Genomic DNA, 21,750 nt, shown 5'->3' on the forward strand with positions numbered 1-21,750 from the left:
ATTTCCGGTCGTCTAATCGCGTCCGATTGACTTGGCGCTCAACGTGAAAACCCCTGCGCTTTCAAGTTGTCGAATTTGTTCGGCGTCATATCCCAGCGTACTGAGAACGGACAAGGTGTCTTCCCCAACCAACGGAATATGGCGGCGAGGCTGCAATCTCGCGCCATCAATGGAAATGGGCAGGAGCGGCATGTCGGTTTCGGAGCCGTCCTCCAGACGGAGCTTGACGAGTCCGCCGCTTGCTTTCAGATGAGGGTCGTCGAAAAGTTGCTCCGGGCGCGTGATTGCCGCGAAGGGCACGCTGCCGATTTCAAGCGCTGTCGCGAGTTCTTCGGCGTTTCGCTGCCTCAGTGCCGAGGCCAAAATGGGAATCATCCAGTCTCGCGCGAGAACGCGGTCGTTATTCGATTGGAGACGCATGTCCGAAATCAGATCGGGCAGCTTCAAGATCCCACATAGCGACTCCCATTGAACATCGCCGGTTGCTGCGATGAACATTTGATACGAATCCGCAAGCTCGAATACGTCATAGACTGCCCATGCGTTGATGCGCTCTGGCATTGGGGCGGCGGCTTTCCCGGTTACTGCGAACTGCTGCATATGTTGGGCTGCGAGCAGTACACAGTTCTCGAAAAGCGCCGATTGCACCTGCTTTCCGCATCCCGACTGTTTGCGCTCAATGAGCGCTGCAAGGGCACCAATGGCGCCAAACATTCCGCCCATGATGTCGTTGACGGAGCTGCCAGCCCGTAGCGGACGGCCGACAGGGCCGGTCATGTAAGCCAGCCCAGCCATCATCTGTACCACTTCGTCCAGTGCCAGCCGCTTGGCATAAGGACCGTCGAGAAATCCCTTGTGAGACACATAAACGATTCGCGGATTGCGCGCGCGAAGCGACTCGTAGTCGATGCCGAGCGCTTTCATACGTCCCGGTCGGAAGTTCTCGACGAAGACGTCCGCAGTGTCAAGCAGGCGCATTAGGGCACTGCGGCCCTCCTCAACGTTGAGGTCGATTGCGACACTCTTCTTGTTTCGGTTGAACGTGCGAAAGAAGCCGGCACCGGCACCGAGAAGCCGGCGAGTGGCGTCACCTTTTGGCGGCTCGATCTTGATGACTTCGGCCCCGAGGTCGCCGAGAATCATGCCGCAGGTTGGGCCCATGACCATGTGCGACATTTCGACGACGCGGATGCCGTCAAGCGGGAGCGTTTGACGTTGCTGGTTCGCGTCTTGTGTACTGGTGTTCATTGTTGGAGCCCTCGTGAACTATTGAATACGGGTAAGGAGTCACGAAGCACACCAGAGCGGGAAATATAGCCGTACAGGGGTTCTCCAGGAAGGTGTTCAGCGAGAACGTCGCGCGCCCGGAGCATCGCTTCGATGTCGATGCCGGTCTCAAAGCCCATGCTATGGAGCATGTACACGAGGTCTTCGGTCGCGACGTTGCCAGTGGCGCCGGGCGCGTGTGGACAGCCACCCAGTCCGGCGAGTGAGGCGTCGAATTCTCGGATGCCGTGGTCTAGCGCGACAACGGCGTTGGCCAGTGCTAACCCTCGGGTGTCATGAAGGTGAAGGCTGCGCACCTTGTCCTCCGCGCGCGGGAGGAGCGTCTCCAACAATCGGCGAACGTGAGTCGGCGTGGCGTGGCCTGTGGTGTCGCCGAGTGCAATTGCGTCGGCGCCGGCCTGGATGACTTTGTCGACAATGTCGCGCACGTCTCTCTCGGGGATATAGCCTTGATACGTGCACCCGAAGACAGTGGACAGACCCGCGACGACTCGCGTGCCGGACCAGGACGGATCGCTGTCGCGAAGTTCGCGCATCCTCCGAAACTCGTCGATCATATCGTCCGGTGTTTTGCGGACATTCGCCAGGCTATGCTTCTCGCTGACCGAAATCGGAGCGACGATGCGATGAACTCCCGCTTTCAGTGCGTTTTCTGCGCCTCGAAGGTTAGGCGCAAGAGCTGTGACAGTGAGGTCTGGATGTCGAATGGCGAAATCGACGATTTCAGCGGCGTCTGCCAGTTGAGGAAGTAGTTTGGGCGGCACGAAGGACGTAACTTCCATGTGTCGCACACCGGCGTCATATGTCGCGGCGATCCACTTTTTCTTGGCCTCTGTGCTCATGACGCGACAGATGCTCTGTAGACCATCTCTGAATCCGACTTCCTGAACAATAGCGTGTTGGGTCTCCCGCATGGCTTCCTGATTCCTTGTACCGGTCGAACCCCAAGCTTGCCGGGCTGGACGCGCGAGAACAATCAGTTGCCGACGATGGCGGCCATCGCCGTGTGCGATGGCTTGTTGCCCGCGTCCAGTCTTGCTGAACGCTGTGTGGGGAAATCCCTATCAGGGTATTGACTGAAGGTCAGGCCTGCGGCGAGGCGAGGAGGTGGTCGAGGAACTTACGAGCGGAGACTGACATCTGGTCTGTCGCTTGGTGGCAGATGATGAATTGACGCCGTGCCCAATCATCCGTCAAGGGAATTTCTTTCAGTTCATACAGGTCGCGATATCGCGGGATCGCTTCGGCGGGGAGCACGGCGAGTCCGAGATTCAGTTGAATCAGCCTGAACGCAGCATCAAACGTCGACACGTTCGCGCGATAGCGAATCTGGCGATTGCTCTCTGCCGCGATGCGTTTTGTCAGCGAACTCACCGCGGCGCTTACCGAAAGACCGATCTGCTCGTACTCCAGCGTATCGGAGAAGGCGAGCGAATTTCGATTGGCCAGCGGGTGACTTTGATGAACCACCACCGCGAAGTTGTCCGAACGGTATGGGACGATTTCGACTTCTCCAACGCCTACGAAATCGCGACAAATGCCGATATCGGCGATGCCATCAACGACGTTTCTTACCACTTCGGTGCTGACGCGCTCCTCGAGAACGACGTTAATTCGGCTGTTCTGTCGCAAGAATGAGGCGATCTGTTCTGGAAGAAACTCAATGATTGACGAGACGTTGGCCGCAACGCGTACGATGCCGCGAACACCGCTGGCGAACTCGCTCAAGTCAGCGTGGAGATTCTCGACGCCAGAGGTCAATAGCTTTGCGTGGCGCAGGAGGATTTCGCCTGCGGGGGTGAGCGTGACGCCGCGTGAGCGACGCGTCAGCAACGGTGTGCCCAGCGCATGCTCCATATCGGCGATTCGCTTGCTGACCGCCGCCGCCGCCATTCCCTCGCGGGCACTCGCACGCGAGATGCTCCCCGATTCACATATGGAGATGAACAGGCGAAGTGTCGTTGAATCGGGTTGCCACACGGTCAGTCTCCAAGTCTATCGATATCGTTTCAAGATTGGCGGGTATTGGCCAGAAAATCAATGAATGCTCGACTCGCCGCGGAGCACTCGCGCGACTTGCACCACAGCACGCCCACTTCCAACTGCGGAATGGCGTTCTTCAACTCTCGCGTTTCGATACGTTTTCCCTCTAGCGACCAAGGTCTGAAAACCATATCGGACAATATCGTTACGCCGAAACCATGAGATACGAACGCACGAACGGCTTCCATTGAACCGGTGCGCAGTATCACGTTGGGTTGCAGCTTCTCGTTGCGCCAATAGCGCATCGACGAGGATTCTCCTTCGTCCAGGGTAATCATGACGTAAGGATGGTCTGCGACGTCGCGCAGCGTTGGCCGCTCCAGCGCGGCGAGCGGATGCGTCGGCGCGACCCAGAGCTTTCGCGGCGAGCGTATGAGACTTCGGTGAGCGAAACGCCCAAGATCCGACACGTTGGAAAGCAATGCCACGCCGACGTCGACATCACCGCCGAGCACGGCTTTCTCAAGAACGTCGCGATCCAGGTCGTGCAATTCAAAGCTCACGTCTGGGTAGCTGGCACGAAATCGAGCCAGGACCTCCGGAAGACAGTACCCCATGACGGCATATGACGCGGCGATGCGAATTACGCCTGATACCTCGCGTGAGCGGGCTCGCGATTTGTGCACGGCATCTTCCAACGAATCCAGAACGTGACGGGCGTGATTGTAGAAATCGTTGCCATCGAGGGTGACGTTGACACCGTGCGGATGTCGCTCGAAGAGCTTTGTCCCAAGCGTATCCTCGAGTGCAAGGATGGCAGCGGTCACGGCGGATTGAGATACGTGCTCGCGCGACGCCGCTTTTGATACCTGGCCGCATTCGACTGTGGCGACAAAGTATCGAAGCTGCTTCATCGTGATATTTTCAGTCATCTGAAATTCAGATATCGAATCACTAAAAATATGATTTTACGATGAGATGGCGCGTTCCTATACTCGGGGCAACAGTAATCAAGAAAACCAGTCGGGTCGGGTAGAGGCGAGTTCAACGCGTAATCGCACACTCGAACTTGTGCTTGCTTCATCTACGCCGGCAGACGATTTGGATGCGTTATTGATAGACAGATACGGTTCATTAACCACGGGAACGCCAAAACCCCGGGTGATTTGGTCCCTCTTCGGAGGGATTTTTTTTTGCATCTTGCGCCTTTGGCTCGGCTACCCTATCGATGACATCGCCTGAGCCAGCGCGCCGCGTCGTTGTTTGGCGCGCTGGCAAAACAGCGCAGATGTCGTGCGGGTTCGGCGCTCGTCGTCGAAGCGGCGGACGATTCAAACCCGAATGTTCCCGGAGTGATGCAATCTTTCCCTTGTCGAGCGCCGTACGACGCTAATCGTCGCGTTCCAGCATTCACTCACCAATTCGTCTCGCGCTCCGGCGTCGCTGTGATCTTATGGATGGAGAGGTCGGCGCCGTAGTATTCCTGTTCATCGTCGAGCCTCAAGCCTACAAAGCGTTTGATCACGCCGTACACGACATAGCCGCCGGCGAAGGCGATCACCACGCCCATCACGGTTCCGGCGACCTGCGCGAGGAAGCTCACGCCGCCCACGCCCCCGAGCGCCGTCTGTCCAAAGATGCCCGCGGCCACGCCGCCCCACACGCCGCACACGCCGTGCAACGGCCACACGCCAAGCACGTCGTCGATGCGCAGACGATTCTGTGTCACCGTGAACAGCCACACGAACAGGCCGCCGGCGACCGCACCGACAACAAGTGCCCCCAGCGGATGCATGACGTCCGAGCCCGCGCACACTGCAACGAGTCCCGCGAGCGGGCCGTTATGGATGAAGCCGGGGTCGTCCTTGCCGACCCACATCGCCACGAGCGTGCCGCCCACCATCGCCATGAGCGAGTTCACGGCAACCAGCCCCGAGATGCCGCCTACGCGCTGCGCGCTCATGACGTTGAAGCCGAACCAGCCGACAATCAGGATCCATGCACCAAGCGCCAGGAACGGAATCGACGACGGCGGATGCGCGGCGACTTGTCCCTGGCCGTTGTAGCGTCCCCGGCGCGCACCGAGGTGCAGCACCGCAGCCAGCCCGATCCAGCCGCCAACGGCATGCACGACCACCGAACCCGCGAAATCGTGGAACGGTGCGCCCAGCGCATGCGTGAACCAGTCCTGAACCCCCAGATGGCCGTTCCAGGCGATGCCCTCGAAGAACGGATAGATGACGCCGACGAGGAAGAACGTCGCCACGGACTGCGGGTGAAACTTGGCGCGCTCCGCAATGCCGCCCGACACGATGGCGGGAATCGCCGCCGCGAATGTCAGCAGGAAGAAGAAGCGAACCAGCGCGTAGCCGTTGTGCTCGGAGAGCACCGTGGCACTCGACCAGAAATCGACGCCGTACGCGAGCGGATAGCCGATGAAGAAATAGGCGAGACCCGAGACCGCGAAGTCGGTCAGGATCTTGACGAGGGCATTGACCTGATTCTTCTTTCGAACCGTGCCGAGTTCGAGAAACGCGAAGCCAGCGTGCATGGCAAGTACCAGGATCGCGCCGAGCAAAAGGAACAGCACGTCGCCGGGTGTATTGGAATTGGGCATGAATGTGCTCTTTTGGTGCAAACATGAAGAAGAACGATGATATGCAAGAGTAATGCCAGCAATTTGTATCCCATTGATTAATATTGATGTTTTGTCTGGTGATATGAAATTTTCGGCGCCGCGCTGCACGTTCATGGTGCCGTGTGGCGTGTCGATGAGCGAAGTCCGTGCATCGACGTGACGCGCGCTGGCCGAAAAAAGCGGAAAGGGTGTGCGACCGTTCATGCGATGCGTCGCGTGAACGCGCGGTATAGAATCTGACGGTCTCACGGGGCCATGCCGCCCGTCCGGTGTCGACGATGCCGCGCTGCCAACCGCGCCGTCGTGCGACGAGAACACGATCGACATAAGCGCTATCACGCGCAAATCACTAAGGAAATCCGATGATCTTTGAAATCGCCCAGATCGAAGTGAAGCCCGGCACCGAAGCCGCGTTCGAGCAAGGTGTCGCCAAGGCGACGCCGTTGTTCAAGGGCTCGAAAGGGTGCCACGGCATGCGTCTGCTCAAGTCCATCGAGCAACCGACGCACTACAGCCTGGTCGTGACATGGGAAACGCTGGAAGATCACACTGTCCACTTCCGTAACTCGGAAGCGTTCCAGCAGTGGCGGGCGCTGGTGAGCGACTGTTTCGCGGCGCCGCCGAATGTGGGTCACGTCACGGAAGCGCTCATCGGCTTCTAAGGGCTACGCGCATCAAGCGCAGCAACGCAGGCGGTGAAGGGAGTCTCCCTCACCGCCTTTGTCTTTTCTGGACCGGGAGACGAGATGCGCACCTAGGGTTAACTCGGTGATGACTGTCAAAAGTTTTCATATAACATGCAAACCAGAAAAATATTCCGTGACGTGAACGCATGACCACCAAGCCCAAGACCTTGACCGAACAAGTCGCGCAGCAGTTGCAGGAGGCGATCCGGCAAGGGACATATCCGATCGGCACCAAGCTGCCGACCGGCAAGCAACTCGCCGAGACGTACGGCGTGAGCCAAGCGGTGATCCGCGAAGTGACGGAGCGCCTGCGCGCGCAAGGATTGATCGACAGCCGGCAGGGGGCGGGCGTGACCGTGAAGGCGCGCACGCCGTCGAGCGGTTTTCAGGTGCCGGCCGGGCAAGACGCTGCCGACCTCGCGAGCGTCTACGAGCTGCGTCTCGATCTGGAGAGCACGGCCGCCGCACTCGCCGCCGTGCGTCATACCGACGATGACATTCGCCGACTCGCCGACATCCTGGAGAAACTCGAGACGAATCTGTACCACGCCGACAATGGCGTGGAGTACGACACCGCGTTTCACGCCGCGATTGCACGTGCCACGCACAATCGTTATTACGCCGATCTTCTTCAGTACCTGAACCTGCAGATGCGGCAGGTTGTGCAAGCGGCGCGTTCGAACACGCTGCGCCACGAGGGACTCGCCGCGCAGGTGCATCAGGAGCACGTGGCGGTGTTCAATGCCATCAAGGCGCGCGATCCGCTGCTGGCGCGCGCGGCGTCGCTCTCGCATCTGTTGCGCGCGTCCGCGCGTCTCGGGCTGACGCTGCCCGAGCGCGACATCATTACCGGCGCCATCGCGCCGACCCGCGCCTGACCCGTCGTCAGATGCCATCCTCCGCACCGTAACCCCCGACGCGCGACCTTATGACCCTCACTGCTTTCGCTCAGCGCCTTGTCGATGCCGTCGGCGCCGACAGCGTTTTCACCTCCCCCGACGACGTTGCGCCGTGGCTCGCCGACTGGCGCGGCATGTATCGCGGCAACGCCCAGGCGGTCGTGCGTCCGCGCACGACGGAAGACGTCGCGAAGATCCTCGCGCTATGTCAGAGCACGGGCACGCCGGTCGTGCCGCGTGGCGGCAACACGGGGCTGTGCGGTGGCGCCACGCCCGACGCGTCGGCGCAGAACGTGGTGCTCAGTCTCGATCGCATGCATACCGTGCGCAGTCTGGACACCATCGCCAACACGCTGGTGGCCGAGGCCGGCTGCATTCTCGAAGACCTGCAACGCGTCGCGCGCGATGCAAACCGCCTGCTGCCGCTCAGTCTCGCGGCCGAGGGCTCGTGTCAGCTCGGCGGCAACCTCGCGACCAACGCCGGCGGCGTGAACGTCGTGCGCTACGGCATGACGCGCGAACTGGTGCTCGGCGTCGAAGCCGTGCTGCCGAACGGCGAGATCCTGCATGGTCTGCGCACCCTGCGCAAGGACAACACCGGTTACGACCTCAAGCAGTTGCTCATTGGCTCGGAAGGCACGCTCGGTGTCATCACTGCCGCGGCGTTGCGGCTGTATGCGCCGACCCCCGTGCGTCAGGTGGTGATTGCCGCGGTCACGTCGCCGCGTCAGGCGCTGGCCTTGTATGAATTGCTGTTTGCGGCGTGCGGCCCGCGCATGCAGGCGTTCGAGTTCTTCACGGGCGAGTGTGTCGACCTGGTGATGGCGCATGTGCCCGACGTGCGTGCGCCATTCGGCGAGCGGCACCCCGGCTACGTGCTGATCGAGCTGGCCGATACGGCGGACGAACAGGCGCTGGCCGCGTTGCTGGAGCGCGTGATCGAGACGGCCATCGAGCGCGATCTGTGTGCCGACGCCGTGGTGTCGTCCACGCTGGGGCAGGTGGAGGCAATGTGGAAGTTGCGTGAGGAGATCTCCGAGGCCCAGCGCGCGGACGGACCGCACCTAAAGCATGACGTTTCGCTGCCCATCGAAGCGATTCCGGATTTCATGACGAGCGCCGAAGCGCGCGTGCGGCGCGTGTGCCCGCAGGTGCGTCCCTTCATCTTCGGGCATTTCGGCGACGGCAATCTGCATTACAACCTGTCGCGTCCCGCGGGCGAGGCGGCCGACTTCATGGCGAAGCACGGCGAGGCGATCACCGCCGAAGTGCTCGACGAAGTGGCGCGTTACGGCGGCAGTATCAGCGCCGAGCATGGCATCGGGCAGCTCAAGCGCGCGTCCTTCGCGAAGTACAAGTCGCCGCTGGAGTTGCGCTTGATGCGCGAGATCAAGGCCGTGTTCGATCCGGCCGGCATCATGAATCCGGGCAAGCTGCTGTAAGCGCGTGCTTTGTCGATGAGTGCCGGCGTCCCTGGCGCTCGATCTGTTTTCCCCCGGCGTGCGCCCGACGTTCCGAGCGTCGCCCTCGCATCCCTTGAGGAGTCGATATGATTGTCACCCCCGCCGCCGGCGCGCCGCTGTGCCTCGGCCCGCTGCCCGAGATTGATCCACCGTCGTTCGTGGTGCCGTTCGGCGCCGTCGACACGCACGCGCACGTGGTCGCGGCGAGCGATTCGTACCCGATGGTGCCCGAGCGCAGCTATACGCCGCCGCCCGCGCCAGAAGACAAGTACCTCGCGATGCTCGATGCCACCGGCATGACCTACGGCGTGCTAGTGCAAATCAGCGTGTACGGCACGGATAACCGCTACCTGCTCGAGACGCTGCGCCGCCATCCCGACCGTCTGCGCGGTATCGCGGTGGTCTCGCCGGACGTGACCGACGCCGAACTCGAGGCGATGCACGCGGCGGGCGTTCGCGGGTTACGCATCAACGTGCTGTTCGGGGGCGGCATCGGCTTCAAGGCGATGGAAACGCTCGCGCATCGCATCAAGGATCTTGGCTGGCACATGCAGTTCCTGATGGATGTGAGCACGTTGCCCGACCTCATGCCGCGCATGACGAAGCTGCCGGTGCCGGGTATCGTCGATCACATGGGACACACGCCGGTGGCGCAGGGGCTCGACGCCCCGGGCTTCTCCGCACTGCGCTCGCTGGTGCGCGATCACGGGTATTGGGTGAAGCTCTCGGGCGCCTATCGCATCAGCGAACGTTTCCCGACGTTCGACGACGTCACGCCGTTTGCGCAAGCGTTGATCGAAGACGCTCCCGATCGCATGGTCTGGGGCAGCGACTGGCCGCATGTGTCGCTCACGCGTATGCCGAACACTGGGGCGTTGCGCAATCTGCTGCCGCTGTGGGCGCCCGACGCCGACACACGCCGCCGCATTCTCGTAGACAACCCGGCACGTCTTTACGGATTTCCGGCGGCGTGACGAATTGACCTCGCCGGCATTGTCGGGCGCAACGCGCGCCCGCGTACGACCCCCACTTCAAAGCACTTCAAAACGTCACGAGGAGACAAGATGGACTGGTATCGGCAGATGAACAAGACGGAGCGGCGCACGTTTGTTGCGGCGTTCGGCGGCTGGGCGCTCGACGCGCTCGACTTCATGGTGTTCACCTTCGTCATCACGACGTTGATCACCGTCTTCCAGATCGACAAGGCGCAGGCCGGTATGCTGGCCACCGTGACCCTGTTGTTCTCGGCCATCGGCGGATGGCTGGCGGGCGTGCTCGCCGACCGTTTCGGGCGCGTGCGTATCCTGCAAGCGACGATTCTGTGGTTCTCCGTCTGCACGGTCCTGATCGGCTTCGCGCAGAACTTCGAGCAGATCTTCGTGCTGCGCGCGTTGCAGGGGCTGGGCTTCGGCGGCGAGTGGGCGGTGGGGTCGGTGCTCATGGGGGAGATCGTGCGCACCGAGTATCGCGGGCGCGCCGTCGGCACCGTGCAAAGCGGCTGGGCCATCGGCTGGGCGGTGGCGGCGCTGTGCTACACGGCGTCGTTCTCGTTGCTGCCCGAGACTTATGCCTGGCGCGTACTCTTCTGGATTGGCGTGATTCCGGCGCTGTTCGTGCTCTTCATCCGTAAGAACGTGCCGGAACCGGCGCTGTTCGAGCGCACACGCAAGCAGGAAGCCGCCGCGGCCCAGCGCACGTCGGCATGGGCGATTTTCTCGCCGTCGCTCATCAAGACCACGGCGCTTGCTGCGTTGCTGTGTACTGGCGTGCAGGGCGGGTACTACGCCGTGACGACGTGGCTGCCCACGTTCCTGAAGACGGAGCGTCATCTGTCGGTCATCGGCACTGGCGGCTATTTGCTCGTGATCATTCTGGGGTCGTTCATCGGCTATCTGACGGGGGCTTATCTGACCGACCGTCTGGGGCGTCGGGCCAACCTGCTGATTTTCGCCGTGCTGTCGGGCGTGACCATCTACGCTTATACCCAGCTTCAATTGAGCAATGATCAGATGCTCATCCTCGGCTTCCCGCTGGGCTTCGCGGCGTCGGGTATTTTCAGCGGCATGGGGGCTTACTTGACCGAGTTGTTTCCGTCGGCGGTGCGCGCCAATGGACAGGGTTTCACCTACAACTTCGGGCGCGGCTTCGGTGCGCTGTTCCCGAGTCTGGTCGGTTATCTGGCCAAGACCAGCGGTCTTGGTGCGGCCATCGGCATGTTTGCCGGCGGTGCCTATCTTGTCGTGCTGATTACCGCCTTGTTGTTGCCTGAAACGAAAGGGCGCGAGATCGAGTAAGGTCGTACGTTCCTGGGGGGCTAGCGCCGTCGTCGTGGCTCGCCGCCCGGGTTTTCTGAATCAAGGGAGTTCCGCATGAAGGTGCTTGTCCCCGTCAAACGGGTAGTGGATTACAACGTAAAAGTTCGCGTGAAGAGCGACGGCAGTGGCGTCGACATCGCGAACGTGAAGATGTCGATGAATCCGTTCGACGAAATCGCGGTGGAGGAGGCGGTGCGCCTGAAGGAAGCGGGCGTGGCGACCGAAGTGATCGCGGTGTCGGCGGGCGTGGCGCAAGCTCAGGAGACGCTGCGCACGGCGTTGGCGATCGGCGCGGACCGCGCGATCCTGATCGAGTCGGACGACGAGCTGCAACCGTTGGCGGTGGCCAAGCTGCTCAAGGCTGTCGTGGACAAGGAACAGCCGCAACTGGTGATCCTGGGCAAGCAGGCCATCGACGACGACTCCAATCAAACCGGGCAGATGCTCGCGGCGCTGGCGAAGCTGCCGCAGGCGACGTTCGCCTCGAAGGTGACGGTGGCGGACAACCGTGCGCAAGTCACGCGCGAAGTGGATGGCGGTCTGGAGACGGTGTCGCTGTCGCTGCCGGCGGTGATCACGACGGACCTGCGCCTGAACGAGCCGCGTTACGTGACGCTGCCCAACATCATGAAGGCGAAGAAGAAGCCGCTGGAGACGGTCAAGCCGGCGGATCTGGGGGTGGACGTGAGCCCGCGCCTGAAGACGCTCAAGGTGGTGGAGCCGCCCAAGCGCAGCGCGGGGGTGAAGGTGGCGGACGTGGCAGCGCTCGTCGAGAAGCTGAAGCTTGAGGCCAAGGTCATCTAAGGGGAGACGACGAGATGAGCATTCTTGTAATTGCCGAACACGACAATCAATCGATCAAGGCTGCGACCCTGAACACGGTGGCCGCCGCGCTGCAATGCGGCGACGACGTGCACGTGCTGGTCGCGGGCAACAACGCGAAGGCGGCGGCTGACGCGGCCGCGCAGATCGCCGGTGTGAAGAAGGTGCTGCTGGCCGACGCGCCGTACTTCGGTGACGGCCTGGCCGAGAACATCGCCGACGAGGTGGTGTCGATCGCAGGGGCGTATTCGCACATCCTGGCGCCGGCCACGGCGTATGGCAAGAACATCGCACCGCGCGTGGCGGCACTGCTGGACGTTGCGCAGATTTCGGACATCACGAAGGTCGACAGTGCCGACACGTTCGAGCGTCCGATCTACGCGGGCAACGCGATTGCGACGGTGCAAAGCGCGGACAAGGTGAAGGTGATCACGGTGCGCTCGACGGGGTTCGATCCGGTCGCGGCAAGCGGTGGCAGTGCTGCGGTGGAAACCGTGGCGGCGACGCCGGACGCGGGCGTGTCGCAGTTCGTGGGTCGTGAGGTGACGAAGCTGGACCGTCCGGAACTCACGAGCGCGAAGATCATCGTCTCGGGCGGCCGGGGTCTGGGCAGCGGGGAGAACTACACGAAAGTGCTCGAGCCGCTGGCGGACAAGCTGGGCGCGGCACTGGGCGCCTCGCGCGCGGCGGTCGATGCCGGTTACGTGCCCAACGACTATCAGGTCGGTCAGACGGGCAAGATCGTGGCACCGCAGTTGTATGTGGCGGTGGGCATTTCGGGGGCGATCCAGCACTTGGCGGGGATGAAGGATTCGAAGGTGATCGTGGCCATCAACAAGGATCCGGAAGCGCCGATCTTCTCGGTGGCGGATTACGGTCTGGTGGGCGATCTGTTCACGGTGGTGCCGGAGCTGACGGGCGCGCTGTAAGCGAGTTCGGAGGTGAGGCTGCGGGATCGTCTCCCGCAGCCGATCCGCATGAGGAGGCTGGCCTGCGACGGTGTGGCGTCTTCATGCGAATCGGAAAGTCACGAAGGAACAGCGATGGATAAAGTCGATTGCGTGGTGATCGGCGCGGGCATCGTCGGGTTGGCCGTCGCGCGGGCGATGGCCATGGCCGGCCGGGAAGTGATCATCCTGGAATCTGAGCGCGCGATCGGCACCGGCACCAGCTCGCGGAACAGCGAAGTCATTCACGGCGGCATTTACTACCCACCCGGCTCGCTCAAGGCGACGTTGTGCGTCGAAGGCAAGCATCGCCTGTATGCGTTTTGCGCCTCGCATGGCGTGGCGCATCGGCGTTGCGGCAAGTTGATCGTCGCGACCAGCGATCGTCAGGTGGGCGAGCTCGAGGCCATTGCCGCCAACGCGCGCGCCAGCGGTGTCGACGACCTGCAATGGCTCACTGCAGGCGAAGTCGCCCGGCGCGAGCCGGCACTCCAAACCTTTGGCGCGTTACTGTCGCCGTCAACGGGCATCGTTGACAGCCACGGTCTGATGCTCGCCTTGCAGGGCGATGCGCAGAGCGCGGGGGCCATGCTCGCGTTCGACGCGCGCGTCGTCGGTGCCCGGGTGGGCCACGCCGACGGCATTGAGCTGGATGTCGACACGGCAGGTGTCACGTCGACGCTATGCGCCAGCATCGTCATCAACAGCGCAGGTCTTCATGCCGTGGATGTCGCGCGTACGTTCGTCGGCCTTGCCCCCGAATACATTCCGCCGCGCTATTACGCGAAGGGAAGTTACTTCACCTGTGCGCAGCGCGCGCCGTTCTCGCACCTCATCTATCCCGTGCCGGAGCCGGGCGGGCTGGGCGTACACCTGACGCTCGATCTCGCGGGGCAAGCGCGTTTCGGGCCGAATGTGGCCTGGGTCGACGAGATCGACTACACCGTCAATGCCGCCGATGGCGATGGCTTCTACGCGGCAGTGCGGCGCTATTGGCCGGCATTGGCAGACGGCGCGTTGCAGCCCGGCTATGCCGGCATTCGACCGAAGATCAGCGCACCCGGCGAGCCGGCGGCAGACTTCCGCATCGATGGGCCGGCGGTGCATGGTGTCGCGGGACTCGTCAACCTGTTCGGTATCGAGTCCCCTGGACTGACGGCGTCACTCGCGATTGCCGAAGCGGTGCGCGCGGCGCTTTGACGTGCGTTTCGATGTGAAAACGCGCGAGGTGACCGGTGGTCACCTCGCGCGCATTAGGCCGCTATCTGGCTAACCCCGTCGTGCGGTTCCAACGGTGCCGCGGGCGTTGCGCGGCATGCCTGTCGGACAAGAATCGGTGTGAAGGTGGTCGTGGTGGGTTTGCCGATCAGCGAACGGCAACCGGCGGCTTCCACGAGGCCGGGTTGGTCCAGAACACCCCGCGCAGGCGATCGGTGTCGCCGCAGGGCGTGCTGCGGGTCGGCTTGCTGATCTGACCCGCGCAGGTGCTGATGTCGCGGCCCGATTGTTGCAGGCGCTTCAGGATCGTATCGAGCATGCCTGATTCGCGCCACTCGTTGAGTTTGCGGCGGCAAGTCGGCACGGAGGGGTACTGCATGGGCAGCTTGGACCAGCTTTCGCCCGTGAACAGCACCCACAAGACAGCATTAGTCAGCGTGCGCTGTTCGACTTGAGGGCGGCCACGCCGCTCCGTACGGACCGGACGGTCACAAATCAGATCACGCAGGGCGTGCCATTCAACGTCGCTCAGTTCAGTAAACATAACACCTCGACCCAAAACAAACGGAGGCGCCGCAGGGGGCGAGTCCGAGCTTCACGATCCGGCAGGTACCGATGCAATCCGGTAAGTGCTTATTCGTGAAACCTCGGCCAAGGCGGCGTCGTTCCCCGATGCTGGAAATACAAGCAACAAGCATGCCAGATCATCGGGTTCTCTTATGAAGAACGCCGCGGGCGGGGCGAACCACACAGCGAAGGGAGCGTTTGACCAGCAAAAAAACGCCCACTTGGCAGGTGGGCGCAGCTCCTGGGTGGCTATTGGGATAGGCAATCGCAAAAGCGTCAGGAGAAAAGGAATACGTGCCTTTTGGCCAGTCCGGATCGTTTATTATTCTCGGCCCCGGCCAGAGTGTCTCGCTCCACATGCGCCAGCTTGTCAAGCTTGCAACCGCCATGATGACAAAAAGCGCGCGTCGACGCGCTTCGGAATTACCCCCATTGCGGTGCATTGGCCGTGTTGCCGGCGAGTCGCCCAAGATGGGTGCTCACTTGCGCCCCGATAGGGCATGGTGACGCGAGGTAGGGCGCAACTCCGCGCGTACGCGGTGCAACCGAGTCTCGGGAGGTGAGAAAGTGGCCTGGTCGCCGCGTGGCGTTTCGTCATGGCCCGACGGCGGGCCTGTGGCCTATAATGTGCGCCTTCGATGAATATCGTCTATCGGTTGCGCGGCACGCCTGCACACCGGTCGGCGCCAGCGTGCGCAAACGGCATGAGCAACGACAGCGATAACAAATACTCCGTCCCGGGCCTCGAGCGCGGACTGCGCGTTCTGATGACGTTCTCGGCGCGCGAGCCCGTGCTGGCTGGCGCCGACTTGGCGCGACGACTCGGCATCCCACGCTCGACGGTGTTCCGCCTGTTGCAGACACTCGAAGCCGAGGGGTTCATCGAGAAGGCCGGGGACGACCGTCATTACCGGTTGGGCGTGGCAGTGCTTCGCCTGGGATTCGAGTATCTGAATTCGCTCGAACTGACCGATCTTGGAACGCCGGTCATCGAGAAGCTGCGCGATGCCACGGGTTTCTCCAGCCATATTCTGATTCTCGATCAGCGCGACGCGGTGTTTGTCGCCAAAGCGGCGAGCCGTGAACTGGTGTTCGGCACGGTTCGCGTGGGCACTCGCTTGCCCGCCCATGCGACGGTCGTCGGACACATTCTGCTCGGCGACTACTCGCTGCCGGCGCTCAAGCAGCTTTACCCGGAAGCCAAGCTCGAAGGCTATACGGCCCACACGCCAACGACCGTGGAAGCGCTGTACCGTGTGGTCCAGGACGACATCGCCCGCGGGTACAGCATGAGCCAGGCATTCTTCGAGCAGAACATCTCGACGATCGCGGCGCCCGTGCGCAATCATCTCGGAAAGATCGTCGCCGTGATCAGTATGACGATTCCTCAGTCGCGCGTAGAAGCGGACCTGCTCGAGAGCGGCATCGTCGAGAAGGTCGTGTCCGCCGCGGACGAACTCTCGCACAAGCTCAACTACCGCTCGGATCGCGCAGGCGCAACGTCGGCGGCGACGAAGTAAAGCGCGCCAGCTCGCGCGCGTCAGCCCACGCGCCATGCCTTCGGCGTGTCGTCGACGGTGCACCCGCATCAGTGGGTCTGTATCAGCACGCCTTGATCACGCGCCTCTCCAGATTGCGCTTGTCTCGCTGAAACCACTTCGTCATAATTGTTTCGCCTAATAACCATCGTTCCATATTTGGTTAATATGAGGCGAACAAGGTGCCGCTGTCCCGCGGCTTATTACGAGACTCATCATGTCAGTTTCCCTGCGTCCGTCTGCGGCTCAGCGCCCGTCGCGCGTGCGTTTCTGGATGCTCTTCCTGGTCTTCGTCGGCACGGTCATCAACTATGTCGATCGCGCCAATCTCTCCGTGGCCGCCCCGATGCTCAAGCAGGAGTTCGGCCTGGACCCCGTCGCGCTGGGCTTTATCTTCTCGGCGTACGCGTGGACCTACGTCATCGCGAACATTCCGGGCGGCTGGGTCATCGACCGGTTCGGTACGCGTGCGATTTACGGCGTCGCCATTCTCGGTTGGTCGATGCTGACATTCATGCAAGGCTTCGCCTCGCGATTTGCTGCGTTGTTTGCCATGCGTCTGGGCGTGGGTATCGCCGAAGCGCCGACGTTCCCGGTCAACAACCGCGTGGTCTCGATCTGGTTTGCGCAACGTGAGCGTGGGGTGGCCACCAGTGTCTATCTGGTGGGCCAGTACATCGGCATGGCGGCCCTCACGCCCGTGCTGTTCTGGATCGCCCACACGTGGGGCTGGCGAGAGATCTTCTACGCGACCGGTCTCCTGGGCATTGTGTGGGCGGGCGTGTGGTTCGTCGGCTATCGCGACCCGGATCAATGCGCCTGGGTGAACGCCGCCGAGCTGGCGCACATTCGTCGCGGTGGGGCGCTTGTCGAGGCGGCGTCAACCGATCGGTCCGCCGTGAACGCTTTCCCATGGCGCAAGTTGCTCGCGCTGTTCCGGAATCGTCAGATCATCGCGATCTGCGTGGGCAAGTTCGCGTCGCTCTCGTCGCTGTACTTCTTCCTGACGTGGTTCCCGACGTACCTGATCACCGAGCGCCACATGACGGTGCTCAAGGCGGGCGGCATGGCGTCCGTGCCTTTCGTCGCGGCGTCCATCGGCGTGGTTTGCGGCGGTCTGCTCTCGGACTGGCTACTGCGTCGCGGCGTGGCCGTGGGGACGGCGCGCAAGACGCCCATCGTGACCGGCTTGTTGCTGGTGCCGACCATGTCGCTTAGCGTGCTGACCGACGCCAACGGCCTCGTGATCGCCATCATGTCGTTCGCGTTCTTCGCGCAAGGTGTGGCCTCGGCCTCGTGGTCGCTGGTGGCCGACATCGCGCCGAAGGGCATGGTGGGCATCACGGGCGGGGCGGTGAACTTCGCCGGTAACCTGTCGGGCATCGTCACGCCGATTGCGATCGGGTTCATCGTCAAGGCGACCGGCTCGTTCGGCTGGGCGCTCGGGCTTATCAGTCTCTTCGCGATCGCCGGCGTGTTGTGCTACCTGTTGCTGCTGGGCGAGGTCAAGCGCATCGAGCTCGATGACGACGCGCCCGGTGAGCGGGGTGAGCGGGGCGAGGGCGATGGCGTCAACGCGGATGCGCGCGCGGTTTGAACGGCCAGATCGGCGTCACGCGGCCACGGCTTGGCGGCGATAGTCGCCGGGACGCGCCCCGGTCCATTTTCGGAACGCACGAAAGAACGCGCTCGGATCGGCAAAGCCCAGCGACAGGGCAATCTCCAGCATCGGCTTGGACGTGTGGCACAGCGCATGAATCGCGAAATCGCGCCGCAGTTGGTCTTTGATCGACTGATACGACTGCCCCTCGTCCTCCAGTCGCCGACGCAACGTCGACGGTGTGGTGTGGAACTCGCCCGCCAGCGCTTCGAAGGCCGGCCAGCGATCGGTCGGCATCGTCTTCAAACGCCGCCGCACGCGCGCGACCATGCCCTTCGTGTTCTTGTATTTGAGGATGATGTTGCCCGGCGCCGCGCGCAGGAATTCCTTCACGGACTCGTCGTTCTGCACCACCGGCAAGTCGAGGCAGGCCGCATCGAACTCGATGGCCGTATGTGTCGCGTGGAACACCAGACGCGGCGAGTACATCGTCCGATACTCGTCGCTGTATGCCGGCTCGGAAAATGAAAAATAGGCTGTGCTCAACGGCACTCGACGTGCGATCAGCCAGCACGTCAGCGCATAGAAGAGAATCAGCAGTGTTTCGTGCCCGAAGATGCGTGGCGACCGTTCGTCTGCGCGCTCACGGACTTCGAGTCGGGCCAGCGCGCCGTCCCGCACCAGATGCATCTGCAGGTCGTCGAGCAAGAGCCCCATGAAACGCGTTGCGCGTTGCAGCGCCTGCTCGAGGGTGCGGCACGCGACGACGGTGTGACACAGCATCGCAAAGCTGCCGACTTTCATGCGGCGCGAATCCTGGCCGAAGAATTCGTCGTCGAGCGCGACACTGATCAGCCGCCACAACTGCGCATAGCGATCCGCGGAAACGCGGGCTTGCGGGTGCGCGAGCAGCGATGGCGCGATATCCGCGGCATGCAGCAATGCCGCTGGATCGCCGCCGAGCCGCTCGACATGCGCCAACGCGTTAATCACGAAATGAATCGAAATGCTGCCTTTTTCCATGCGTCGCGAAACGGAACATCGTAGCAAGGGGACGCAACGATTCTAGCAGTGCGGCCCCTGATGACGCCTCCGATGCCGTCTGAAAACAGGATCGGCGCTTTCCGAATTCGCGTGCAGCGTATGACAGCGATACTGGCGACGACTTATTTCGGTGCCATGCGCAGCGCGCCATCGAGACGAATCACCTCGCCGTTGAGCATGACGTTCTCGACGATGTGGCGCACTAGCGCGGCATATTCCGACGGACGGCCGAGGCGAGGTGGAAACGGCACCGAAGCGCCCAGTGCGGCCTGCACCTCCGGTGTCATGCCGGCCATCATCGGCGTTTCGAAGATGCCCGGCGCAATCGTCACCACGCGCACACCAACGCGCGCCAGCTCGCGCGCGGCCGGCAGCGTCAGGGCGGCAACGCCGCCCTTCGAGGCCGCATACGCGGCTTGCCCGATCTGTCCGTCGAACGCGGCGACCGACGCCGTGTTGACGACCACGCCACGTTCTCCCTCGGCGTCGGCATCGCCCGCGGCCATGGCCGTTGCCGCGATGCGCAGCACGTTGAACGTGCCGATCAAATTCACGTTGACGATGCGGGCAAAGCTGTCGAGTCGGTGCGGACCTTGCTTGCCCAGAATGCGTTCGCCCATGACGAGCCCAGCGCAGTTGACCACGCCGTTCAGACGGCCGAACGCGCTTTGGGCCGTGTCGACCAGGCGCTGAACGTCGTCTTCGCGGGTAATGTCGGTCGCGACGAAACGCGCGGCGTCGCCCAATGCCTCGGCCTGTCGGGCGCCGGCATCGGCATTGATGTCACCGAGCACGACCTTGGCGCCCGCGTCGACGAACATGCGGGCGGTGGCTGCACCGAGACCCGACGATGCGCCGGTGACGAGAAAGACACGATCCTTGATTTGCATGGGCTGCGATTCCTGAAAGAAAAGCGCGTTGAGGTTCAGACCGCGCCGGCAGAAGTCTGCGCGGCCTTGGCGATTTCCTGGTTGCGCAAGATGAAGCGCTGAAGCTTGCCGCTCGGTGTTTTGGGCAGTTCGGCGACGAATTCGATTTCACGCGGATAGGCGTGCGTGGACAGCCGGTGGCGGACATGCGCTTGCAATTCCTGCGCAAGCGCGTCCGTCGGCGCGAACTGCGGATGCAGCACGACGAACGCCTTGACCACTTCGGTGCGCTCCGGATCCGGCTTGCCGACCACAGCCGTTTCAACCACCGCGGGATGCTCGATCAGCGCACTCTCGACATCGAACGGCCCGATGCGGTACCCGGCCGACGTGATGACGTCGTCGTTGCGTCCGACGAAGCTGATGCTGCCGTCCTCGTTGCGCTCGACAGTGTCACCGGAGAGATAGTACTCGCCCACGAACGCAGGCGTGTCCCGCTCCCAGTAACCGTTGAACCACATCAGCGGCGATTGCCGTCGATCGAGGGCGAGCACGCCCGGCTGCCCGACCGCGCACTCGTGTCCGTCGTCACCCAGCACGACCACACGATGTCCCGGCGACGCGAAGCCGGCAGTCCCGGCTCGCACGGGATGGGCCAGCGCATGGTGATTACAGACGACCATGCCGAGTTCAGTCTGCCCATAGTGGTCATGAATGGTTACGCCGAGGTGCTCGGCAAACCAGCGGATGACTTCGGGGTTGAGTGGCTCGCCCGCACTGGACACGGCGCGCAGCTGTCCTTTCACGGGCGCGGCCGCCTTGTCGCCGCCCGCGATCAGCAGGCGAAAGGCGGTCGGTGAGCCGGCCAGATTCGTGATACCCAGTTTCTGGATGATTCGGTACGTACTTTCGACGTTGAAGGGGCCGTCGTAGAAGGTGGTGGGAATGCCCATCGCGAGCGGGCCTGTCACGGCGTAGTACAGGCCATAGGCCCAACCCGGATCGGCAATGTTCCAGAACGTATCGGTCGGTCGCAGATCGACGGCGTCGCGCATGTAGCCGACGAACGCCAGGATCGCGCGCAATGGCACCATGACCGGCTTTGCGGTGCCGGTCGTGCCCGAGGTGAACATCATCAGAAACGGATCGTCGCCGCTGCGCGGCACCGGCGCGAAGTCGGGGGCGTGTTGCTCGACTTCATGCCAGAAGCTGAAGTCGCCCCGGCGCACCCCTTGCCCGCGCGGCCCGCTGACCGTGGCGACGGGCGGGCAGTGGGCCACTTCATCGAGCTTGGCCCGATTGGCACCGTCGGTCACCACGAGCTTGCTCTGGGCGCTGTGCAACCGGTGTTCGATGGCCTTCGGGCCGAACGCCGTGAAGAGCGGTTGATACACCGCGCCCGCGCGCCAGGTGCCAAGAATCGTCACGAGCAGTTCGGGGGTGCGCGGCAACAGCCCGCTCACGCGGTCGCCGGGCTGCACGCCCTGTTCGCGAAGGAAATTGGCAAAGCGCGCGGCGAGCGTTTGCAATTGGCGAAACGTCCACGTCTGGCTCGTGCCGTCTTTCCCTTCCCAGAACAGGGCGATGCGCCCGGGAAGCGCATGGCGGTCGCAGCACTCGACGCACGCGTTCATCGCGTCGAGTTGGCCGGCAAGCGTGGCGCGCACGGTCGCGTCGAGGTCGAACGCGCGGTAGGTGTCGGCGTAGTCGGCAGTCATGGGTCGTCTCCTATAGTCGGATACCGGTCCGCAACCGCGCGCCTATGATGGAAAGGCTCGGGCACGCATCGCGGACCGCCGTGGCGCCGTCTTGATCTGGGACGCGGCGCTCACTCGGCATTGGCAAAATTCATCCTAATGCGTGGCGTCGGCGAG

Annotated in this window: 19 protein-coding genes; 10 read left to right on the plus strand and 9 right to left on the minus strand. The window is 62.7% G+C overall.

Features of this window, described 5'->3' with window-relative positions:
• Positions 1-12: 12 nt before the first annotated feature.
• The 5 genes from OYT13_RS06835 to OYT13_RS06855 all read right to left on the minus strand — a co-directional run bounded on the left by OYT13_RS06835 (position 13) and on the right by OYT13_RS06855 (position 5,887).
• Positions 13-1,248, minus strand: a complete 1,236-nt coding sequence (locus OYT13_RS06835; RefSeq protein ID WP_261938890.1) for a CaiB/BaiF CoA transferase family protein — start codon at positions 1,246-1,248, stop codon at positions 13-15.
• Positions 1,245-2,201: a hydroxymethylglutaryl-CoA lyase gene (locus tag OYT13_RS06840; protein ID WP_261938889.1), complete on the minus strand. Its 957-nt coding sequence runs from the start codon at positions 2,199-2,201 to the stop codon at positions 1,245-1,247. Before OYT13_RS06840 ends, OYT13_RS06835 begins: the two co-directional genes overlap by 4 nt.
• Before the next feature lie 169 nt (positions 2,202-2,370).
• Positions 2,371-3,267 carry a LysR family transcriptional regulator gene (locus OYT13_RS06845; protein WP_261938888.1) on the minus strand — a complete coding sequence of 299 codons (897 nt, stop codon included), beginning with the start codon at positions 3,265-3,267 and terminating at the stop codon, positions 2,371-2,373.
• A gap of 29 nt (positions 3,268-3,296) precedes the next feature.
• On the minus strand, positions 3,297-4,202 hold the full coding sequence (locus tag OYT13_RS06850) for a LysR family transcriptional regulator (protein WP_261938887.1): 906 nt from the start codon (positions 4,200-4,202) through the stop codon (positions 3,297-3,299).
• Positions 4,203-4,684: 482 nt separating this feature from the next.
• Positions 4,685-5,887, minus strand: a complete 1,203-nt coding sequence (locus OYT13_RS06855; protein ID WP_261938886.1) for an ammonium transporter — start codon at positions 5,885-5,887, stop codon at positions 4,685-4,687.
• A gap of 383 nt (positions 5,888-6,270) precedes the next feature.
• Between OYT13_RS06855 and OYT13_RS06860 the strand changes: the two genes are divergently transcribed.
• From OYT13_RS06860 to OYT13_RS06895, 8 genes are all read left to right on the plus strand, one after another.
• Positions 6,271-6,570, plus strand: a complete 300-nt coding sequence (locus tag OYT13_RS06860; RefSeq protein ID WP_130025352.1) for an antibiotic biosynthesis monooxygenase family protein — start codon at positions 6,271-6,273, stop codon at positions 6,568-6,570.
• A 170-nt stretch (positions 6,571-6,740) separates the two neighbouring features.
• Positions 6,741-7,472, plus strand: coding sequence for a FadR/GntR family transcriptional regulator (locus tag OYT13_RS06865; protein ID WP_017233724.1), 732 nt, complete (start codon positions 6,741-6,743; stop codon positions 7,470-7,472).
• Positions 7,473-7,522: 50 nt separating this feature from the next.
• A complete protein-coding gene (locus tag OYT13_RS06870; protein WP_017233723.1) occupies positions 7,523-8,935 on the plus strand; it encodes an FAD-binding oxidoreductase in 1,413 nt (470 codons plus the stop codon).
• 107 nt (positions 8,936-9,042) lie between these two features.
• Positions 9,043-9,930, plus strand: a complete 888-nt coding sequence (locus tag OYT13_RS06875) for an amidohydrolase family protein (RefSeq protein ID WP_261938884.1) — start codon at positions 9,043-9,045, stop codon at positions 9,928-9,930.
• A 90-nt stretch (positions 9,931-10,020) separates the two neighbouring features.
• A complete protein-coding gene (locus tag OYT13_RS06880; RefSeq protein ID WP_261938883.1) occupies positions 10,021-11,250 on the plus strand; it encodes an MFS transporter in 1,230 nt (409 codons plus the stop codon).
• Between the two features lie 75 nt (positions 11,251-11,325).
• Positions 11,326-12,075 (plus strand): electron transfer flavoprotein subunit beta/FixA family protein, encoded by a 750-nt coding sequence (locus OYT13_RS06885; RefSeq protein ID WP_150551894.1) that lies wholly within the window; start codon positions 11,326-11,328, stop codon positions 12,073-12,075.
• Between the two features lie 14 nt (positions 12,076-12,089).
• Positions 12,090-13,022 (plus strand): electron transfer flavoprotein subunit alpha/FixB family protein, encoded by a 933-nt coding sequence (locus OYT13_RS06890; protein WP_130025209.1) that lies wholly within the window; start codon positions 12,090-12,092, stop codon positions 13,020-13,022.
• Between the two features lie 114 nt (positions 13,023-13,136).
• Positions 13,137-14,240, plus strand: coding sequence for an NAD(P)/FAD-dependent oxidoreductase (locus OYT13_RS06895; RefSeq protein WP_261938882.1), 1,104 nt, complete (start codon positions 13,137-13,139; stop codon positions 14,238-14,240).
• Between the two features lie 166 nt (positions 14,241-14,406).
• On the opposite strand, the gene OYT13_RS06900 is transcribed toward OYT13_RS06895, so the two are convergent.
• A complete protein-coding gene (locus OYT13_RS06900; protein WP_017233651.1) occupies positions 14,407-14,802 on the minus strand; it encodes a transposase in 396 nt (131 codons plus the stop codon).
• A gap of 727 nt (positions 14,803-15,529) precedes the next feature.
• Here OYT13_RS06900 and OYT13_RS06905 point away from each other — a divergent pair.
• Both OYT13_RS06905 and OYT13_RS06910 read left to right on the plus strand, forming a co-directional pair.
• Positions 15,530-16,345 (plus strand): IclR family transcriptional regulator, encoded by an 816-nt coding sequence (locus OYT13_RS06905; RefSeq protein ID WP_268567512.1) that lies wholly within the window; start codon positions 15,530-15,532, stop codon positions 16,343-16,345.
• Between the two features lie 235 nt (positions 16,346-16,580).
• Positions 16,581-17,960, plus strand: coding sequence for an MFS transporter (locus tag OYT13_RS06910; protein ID WP_268567513.1), 1,380 nt, complete (start codon positions 16,581-16,583; stop codon positions 17,958-17,960).
• 15 nt (positions 17,961-17,975) lie between these two features.
• Here the strand turns inward: OYT13_RS06910 and OYT13_RS06915 are convergent, their stop codons facing one another.
• The 3 genes from OYT13_RS06915 to OYT13_RS06925 all read right to left on the minus strand — a co-directional run bounded on the left by OYT13_RS06915 (position 17,976) and on the right by OYT13_RS06925 (position 21,594).
• Positions 17,976-18,986, minus strand: a complete 1,011-nt coding sequence (locus OYT13_RS06915) for an AraC family transcriptional regulator (RefSeq protein WP_017233654.1) — start codon at positions 18,984-18,986, stop codon at positions 17,976-17,978.
• 143 nt (positions 18,987-19,129) lie between these two features.
• Positions 19,130-19,897, minus strand: coding sequence for an SDR family NAD(P)-dependent oxidoreductase (locus OYT13_RS06920; protein ID WP_017233655.1), 768 nt, complete (start codon positions 19,895-19,897; stop codon positions 19,130-19,132).
• Between the two features lie 35 nt (positions 19,898-19,932).
• Positions 19,933-21,594: an AMP-binding protein gene (locus OYT13_RS06925; RefSeq protein ID WP_268567514.1), complete on the minus strand. Its 1,662-nt coding sequence runs from the start codon at positions 21,592-21,594 to the stop codon at positions 19,933-19,935.
• Positions 21,595-21,750 lie beyond the last annotated feature (156 nt).

Origin of the sequence: Pandoraea sp. XJJ-1, from assembly GCF_026802345.1 — a bacterium.
Classification (GTDB): domain Bacteria; phylum Pseudomonadota; class Gammaproteobacteria; order Burkholderiales; family Burkholderiaceae; genus Pandoraea; species Pandoraea cepalis.